Source organism: Sagittula salina, from assembly GCF_017813235.1.
GTDB lineage: Bacteria > Pseudomonadota > Alphaproteobacteria > Rhodobacterales > Rhodobacteraceae > Sagittula > Sagittula salina.
Genome location: NZ_JAGISH010000013.1, coordinates 87,596 through 94,027, shown reverse-complemented (window position 1 = coordinate 94,027; position 6,432 = coordinate 87,596). Strand labels below are relative to the sequence as shown.

Annotated in this window: 5 protein-coding genes; all 5 read right to left on the bottom strand. The window is 69.9% G+C overall.

The features are described 5' to 3' along the window. Positions 1–78: 78 nt before the first annotated feature. From J5474_RS18795 to murJ, 5 genes are read right to left on the bottom strand one after another with little or no spacing between them, the layout of a single operon-like run. Positions 79–663: a PqiC family protein gene (locus tag J5474_RS18795; protein WP_209362950.1), complete on the bottom strand. Its 585-nt coding sequence runs from the start codon at positions 661–663 to the stop codon at positions 79–81. Between the two features lie 2 nt (positions 664–665). Next, positions 666–3,479 (bottom strand): MlaD family protein, encoded by a 2,814-nt coding sequence (locus J5474_RS18790; RefSeq protein ID WP_209362947.1) that lies wholly within the window; start codon positions 3,477–3,479, stop codon positions 666–668. After that, entirely contained in the window at positions 3,476–4,111 is a 636-nt protein-coding gene (locus J5474_RS18785; RefSeq protein WP_245216580.1) for a paraquat-inducible protein A, read from the bottom strand. Before J5474_RS18785 ends, J5474_RS18790 begins: the two co-directional genes overlap by 4 nt. Then, a complete protein-coding gene (locus tag J5474_RS18780; protein WP_245216579.1) occupies positions 4,108–4,857 on the bottom strand; it encodes a paraquat-inducible protein A in 750 nt (249 codons plus the stop codon). Before J5474_RS18780 ends, J5474_RS18785 begins: the two co-directional genes overlap by 4 nt. 46 nt (positions 4,858–4,903) lie before the next feature. Continuing rightward, positions 4,904–6,424, bottom strand: a complete 1,521-nt coding sequence (murJ, locus tag J5474_RS18775; protein ID WP_209362945.1) for a murein biosynthesis integral membrane protein MurJ — start codon at positions 6,422–6,424, stop codon at positions 4,904–4,906. Positions 6,425–6,432: the final 8 nt, after the last annotated feature.

Below are 6,432 nucleotides of genomic sequence, written 5' to 3'. Positions count from 1 at the left end.
CCCCCCCCCCCCCCCCCCCCCCCCCCGGGTCGCCTGCGCAGCATGCGCAGGCGAAATCCCATGATCCGGACAGAAGCCTTACCGCAGCCCGTTCTGCGCGATGAAGACCGACAGCTGCGACACGGCGGCCGTGCGCGCGGCGGCAATCTGCGCCGGGCCGGGCTTCGCGCCCGGCTTCGTGACCGGGATGGCGGTCTCGATCTCGAAGGTTTTCGCCCGGTCCGGTCCGCCCTCTTCGGGCGCGACAAAGACCTGCCCCGCCAGTCGGAAGGTGCCGCGTTCCGTGGCATAGAAATCCTGCAGCCGCACGTCCACCTTCACGTCTGGATAGTCGCGGAAGGGCCAGGGCTCGGGCGCCACCAGCCGCCCCGTGATCGCGTCGAGGTCGCGCGCGATCTGCAGCGTCACCTCGCGCCCCGGCTCATCGGCCCAGAGCGGCCCCAGCGGCAGGATCGCGCCGGTCTTGTCCCTTGCATGGATTTCCTCGCCCTGGCCGTAGACCGGCAGGGTGACAGTGACCACCTCGATGCGGCCGTAGCGGCTGGCGACCGTGTCGAAACCCGCCACCGGGGGCGCATCGAAGCGTGGTTCGGTGGCGCCGCAGGCCACCAGGCCAAGGGCCAGAGGGAGGGGCAGGGCGAGGGAAATCAGAAATCTCTTCATGGTCAACGTCCCGTGATCAGGGAATTGGGATTGCGCGAGATCTGGCGCGCGAGGCGGTCGATGGACTGCGCCGCCGCGTCGATCTGGCGAATGGCGTCGGAAAGCTCGCGGCCGAACTGCGACTGCGTGCCGTAGCCGGAGATCGTGATCCCGGCCTGATCGGCCACCAGCCGCAGGCGGCTCGACAGGTCGGGCAGGGACCGGCTGGCCTCGGCCACGGCCTCGGCGGCCTCGCGGGCAGAGGCAAGCATGGCGTTGGCATTGGCCACCACGCCGCCGCGGCGCAGTTCTTCCAGCGTCAGGCGCAGTTCGGAGAGGGCGGCGTTGACCTCCGCCGGAAGCTGCCGCGTGCTGTCCTGGTCGACCAGCGCCTCGACGCTGTCGAGCAGGCTGCGTGCCTGATCCGCCAGTTCGTCGAGCGAAAGCCGTTCGGCATCCGACAGCACCGCGCTGGCCTGGTCGGCGATGCCGGGCAGCTTGTCGGCGGTGGTCGAGAGGCTGGCGACCAGCTCGGTCACCTGCGTGACCAGCGCCTGCTGCTGCGCCTCCTCGAGAAGCGCGTTGAGCTTGTCGGAGGCCTCCGTCAGCCCCGTCGCCAGATCGCCCACCTGCCCCGGCAGGGCGGCGATTTCCGGGCTGTCGAGGATCTGGCGCAGGCCGGTCAGCGTGGCGCGGGCATCGGCGGGCAGGGCCTTCAGCTCCGGGTCGGTCAGGATCACGTCGACCTCGTCCAGCACGGCCGTGACGCGGGCGGTGATATCCTCCAGCGGCAGCGCCTGCGCCTTGTCCAGAATGGCACCGGCACGATCGCTGAGACCGGGCAGACCCTGGGCGGTCTCATCCAGAGAGGCGATGAGATCGGAAACGGCCTTTACCACGGCTTCGTCCTGCACCTGCCCCAGCAGGGTGTTGAGCTTGGCGGAGGCCTCGTTCAGCCCCTCGGTGAGCGTGCCCACCTGCCCCGGCAGGGCGGCGAACTCGGGGCTTTCGACCATGCCGCGCAGGCCTTCCACCGTGGCGCGGACCTCGCCGGGCAGGGCGGTCAGGTCCTCGTCCGAGAGCAGCGCGGAAACCTGCCCCGCGATGTCCTCCAGCGGCAGGGCCTCGGCCTTGGCCAGCACCGCGCCCGCCTGATCGGCCAGCGCCGGCAGGCCCTTCGCGGTCTCGTCGAGCGAGGCAATCAGTTCGGAGACGGCGGCCACCACGGCCTCGTCCCGCACCTCGCCCAGAAGCGTGTTCAGCGTGTCGGAGGCCTGCGTGAGGTTGTCGGCCAGCGCGCCGACCTGTCCGGGCAGGGCGGCGACCTCCTCGCTTTCGGCCACGCTGCGGATCGAGTCCAGCGTGGCGATCAGCGCATCGGGCGCCTGCTGCACGCCTTCGGAGCCCACCACCGCGCGGATGTCGGCCAGCGTGTCGATGACACCCTGCATGACTTCCTCGACGGGCAGCGCATCGACGCGCTGGATCAGGCCCTGCGCGCTTGCCGCCACGTTGGTGACGTCGGATTTCGTCGTTGGCACCAGCGGGTAGGGGTCGCCCTCCAGCGCGAGGGTGGCGGGCGCGGCCTCCGGGTCGATCACGAGGTCGATCTTCAGCCCGCCGGTCAGGATGGAGGCATTGGCCAGCTGGCCGCGCAGTCCTTCGTCGATGCGCGCCTGCAGATACTCGAGGAACGCCGCGTCGCCCGCGCCATCCACCGTGTCGGCACCCGTGTCATCGACCGTGTCGCGGCCCAGCCCGATGCGGCTGGGATTGACCTTCAGAAGCGCCACGAGCCGCACTTCGCTGTCGCCAAAGCGGTCGGGGTCCACCACGCCGGAGATCGTCTCGACCTCGCCCAGTTTCAGCCCGCCCAGGGTGACGGGGGCGCCCGCCGCCAGCCCTGCGAGGTTCTCGTCGAAGACCATCATCAGCCCGACGCTGCCGCCGTCACCCTCGAGGAAGAAGTCCTCGCGCGCGGTTTCCTCGTCGGGGTGCAGGGTGAACTCCGCCCCCTGCGCCAGCGGCGTGCCGCCGGAGGCCATCGTCTCGAAGGCGACGCCGCCGGAGATCAGCGAGGCCAGCGAGGTGAAATCGAGGCTGGCGCCCTGGCTGCCGAGCTTGAAGCTGAAGCCGGAGGTGTCCCAGAACCGCGTCGAGGAACTGACCAGCCGGGTATAGGGGTCGAGGATGACCGCCTCGGCCAGCACCTGAAGCCCGTCCTCGGAAACCTCCGCCGGACCCATCCGGCCCACCTGCACACCACGATAGAAGATCGGCGTGCCCTCGGAGGGCAGCCCGCTTTCCGAGCGCAGCAGGATGGTGGACCCCTTTTCGTTCAGCGCCATCAGCGGCGCGTCCTCGGCGCCGTCGAACCGCGCCTGCGCCGCGCCCGGGGTGCCGTCCCAGGCGCCCGCGATGTAGACGCCCGACAGCACCGTATCGAGCCCGGTGATCCCCTGCGCCGTCACCTGCGGCCGCACGATCCAGAACCCGGATTCGGCATCGACGTATTCCGCGATGTCCTTGTCGACGCGGATGCCCACCACGACTTTTCCCAGATCGTGCGAGAAGCTCACGTCCTCCACCAGCCCGACGGGAATGTCGCGGTAGCGCAGTTCGGTTTCCTGCGGGCGCACGCCGTCGGCCTGGCCAAAGGTCACCTCGATCAGCGGGCCGCGGCTGGACCAGTTGTCCCATGCCACGCCGAGCGCGGCGACGATCGCGAGGATCGGAATCAGCCAGATCAGCGAAAGGCCGGAGAAGCCGCTGCGCTTGGTATTTTCGATGGGAACGGCCCGGGGCATGTCGCCGGGTCGGGAGGTGGGATCGGTCATTGATGTCCTGAAGGGCTGGGAGGTCCTGGAGAGATGGCAGTGCGGGCGTCCCAGATCAGTCGCGTATCGAAGGATCGGGCGGACAGCATGGTGAATATCACGGACAGCGCGAATGTCAGCGCCGCTGGACCGGGGTGGATGGAAGCAATCACCGACAGTTGCACCAATGCACTGAGGATTGCGACGACAAAGACGTCGATCATCGACCAGCGGCCGATGAATTCGACGATTTCATAGAGGTGCTGCTTGTGGCGCAGGCCATGCACGGCCCCGCGCTGCACCGACAGCGCAAGATAGGCGATGGCCGCGAACTTCGCCACCGGGATCACCACGGAGGCGATCAGCACGATGGCGGCGATGCCCCATTCGCCGTGATGCGCGATCTGGATGGCACCGCCGACAATGGTGCCGGACTGGGTGCCCGTCAGCGTCTGCGTCACCAGCATCGGATAGAGGTTGGCGGGGATGTAGGCCAGAAGTCCGGTGAACCAGAAGGCCCAGACCCGTTGCAGGCTGCCGGTATCGCGCGAGCGCAGGGCGTGGCCGCAGCGGTCGCAGCGCGCATGGCCCATGGGCCAGACGCGGGCGCAGCTGGTGCAGGTCACCAGTCCCATTTCGCGCGCGGTGGTCATGCGTGTTTCCCCTCGGACCCGGACACGGGTTCAGACTCCGGCGGGGCGGGCCGGCGCTGGTCGGCGGTCTCGATGGCCTCCCAGATCGACCAGCTGCACAGGTAGCGGTCGGAGACCACCACGATCACCGACAGCGCGGCGAACATCCAGAAGGCGGGGCCGAACTCCAGCCGTGCGAGGTCGGAAACCTTCACCAGCGCCACCGCGCACCCGATGGAGAAGACCTCCGTCATGGACCACGGCTTCAGCGCCTGCGCCATGCGAAAGACCTCGCGGGCGCGGGGCGCGGGCGGGCGGCCCAGTTCGATGGGACCGATGACGTAGATCAGCGCCGCCACGCGCAGCGCGGGCAGGCCCACGATCAGCAGGATCGTCGCCACCGACACCAGCACCAGCAGCCCCGACCGGAAGGAGGTCGCCACATCCAGCAGCGAGACCTTGTTGCCCAGCCCCGCGGCGTTGATCGACAGGAAAGGGTGAAAGCTCGCCGCGACGACCAGCACCAGAACGGCGATCGACAGCGCGAGGATACGCAGGCCCGCGCCCTCGCGGGTGGCGATCAGCACGGTGCCGCAGTGGTCGCAGACGGCGCGCTCGCCGGCATGGGGCTGGCGCACGGCATAGACCTCGTCGCACATGGGGCAGCCGATCAGGTCGGGTGCGGCCGCGTTCTGTTCGGGTGCGTTCCCCACCAGTGTCTCCTTGACCAGATACGACAGGATACGCCGGTCCGGGGGCAGGAGCAACACGGAGCCCCTGCAAGCCCCTGCGCCCACAGAGTCGAAGGGCCTTTCAGGATGCCCTTGCCGGGCGAAGAACCCCGAGCGCCCAGGCCGCGAGTCCATAGGTCAGGCTGCCCGCGCCCACCAGCGCCATGAGCGCCAGATAGCGCAGGCCCGGAGCCTGGAGCGCATCCCGCAGCGCCGCCATCACCAGCCAGACCACGACGCCCATGAGGGCGGAGGCGACAAGGATGCGGGGCAGGGCGCGCAGCAGGCGGGCGTCGGGGCGCGCCGCCTCTCCGAGGCCGCGGCTGCCCGCGAAGAGCTGCGCCGCCATGCTCCAGCCCGCCACCGTGGTGCCGAGGGCCGCGGCGGAGAAGCCGATCACCGGGGCGAGCCCCAGCGCCACGACGGCGTTGACCGCCATGGACCAGAGCGCGAAGCGCAGCGGCGCGCGCGTGTCTTCCCGCGCGAAGTAGAGCGGTTGCAGCACCTTCTGCAGCACGAAGGCGGGCAGGCCCACACCGTAGATCGCCAGCGCCAGCGCCGTTGGGCCCACATCCGCCTCGAGAAAGGCGCCGCGCCGGAAAAGCACGGAGATCAGCGGCTCTGCCGCGACCACCAGGGCCACCGCGGCGGGCAGCGTCAGCAGCAGCGCCAGTTCCGCCGCGCGGTTCGTCGCATGGCGGGCGCCCGCCACATCCCCGGTCTTCTCGCGGCGGACGATCTCCGGCAGCAGCACGATGCCGATGGCGATGCCGACCACGCCCAGAGGCAGCTGATAAAGCCGGTCGGCATTGCTCAGCCAGGCGATACCGTGGTCGAAGAAGGACCCCACCTGCCGCCCGACCAGCAGGTTGACCTGCACCACGCCCCCGGCCAGCACCGCCGGCGCCGCCACCGCCAGCAGGCGCCGCATGTCCGGGCCGAAGCGTGGCCCCCGCAGCCGCAGCGCAAACCCCATGCGCCGCGCGGCCCCCCAGACCATGACGAGCTGCACAATCCCCGCCACCGGCGTCGACCAGGCCATCGCCAGCCCCATGTCCCAGCCGCGGCGCGCCGCCAGCAGCATGGCGGCGATCAGCACGAGGTTCATCAGCACCGGCGCGGCCGCCGCGGCGACGAAGCGGCCGCCCGCGTTCAGGAGCCCCGAGAGCAGTGCGGTGAGCGAGATGAAGAGGATGTAGGGAAAGCAGATGCGCCCGTAGCTCACCGCGAGATCGAAGCGCGCATCGCCGATGAACCCCCCGGCCTGCAGCGCCACCAGCCAGGGCATCGCCACATGCGCCAGCAGGGAAACCGCCAGCACCACCGTGAAAAGCCCGGAAAAGGCCGCCTCGGCAAAGCCGCGCGGGTCGTCCCCCGTCTCCAGTCGCCGCGCGAACATCGGCACGAAGGCGGTGTTGCAGGCACCCTCGGCAAAGAAGCGGCGGAACATGTTGGGCAGGCTGAAGGCCACGAGATAGGCCTGCGCCACCGGCCCGGTGCCGAGGAAGGCGGCGATCAACAGGTCGCGCAGGAAACCCGCGACGCGGCTGGCCAGCGTCCAGCCCCCGACCGAAAGAATTCCCGCGAGAAAGCGGCTCCTCATGCCGGAGG

Bases quoted from the DNA above. Each gene is read 5' to 3' on its own strand.
- J5474_RS18795 (WP_209362950.1), bottom strand. From the start codon at position 663: ATGAAGAGATTTCTGATTTCCCTCGCCCTGCCCCTCCCTCTGGCCCTT.
- murJ (WP_209362945.1), bottom strand. From the start codon at position 6,424: ATGAGGAGCCGCTTTCTCGCGGGAATTCTTTCGGTCGGGGGCTGGACG.
- J5474_RS18790 (WP_209362947.1), bottom strand. From the start codon at position 3,479: ATGACCGATCCCACCTCCCGACCCGGCGACATGCCCCGGGCCGTTCCC.
- J5474_RS18785 (WP_245216580.1), bottom strand. From the start codon at position 4,111: ATGACCACCGCGCGCGAAATGGGACTGGTGACCTGCACCAGCTGCGCC.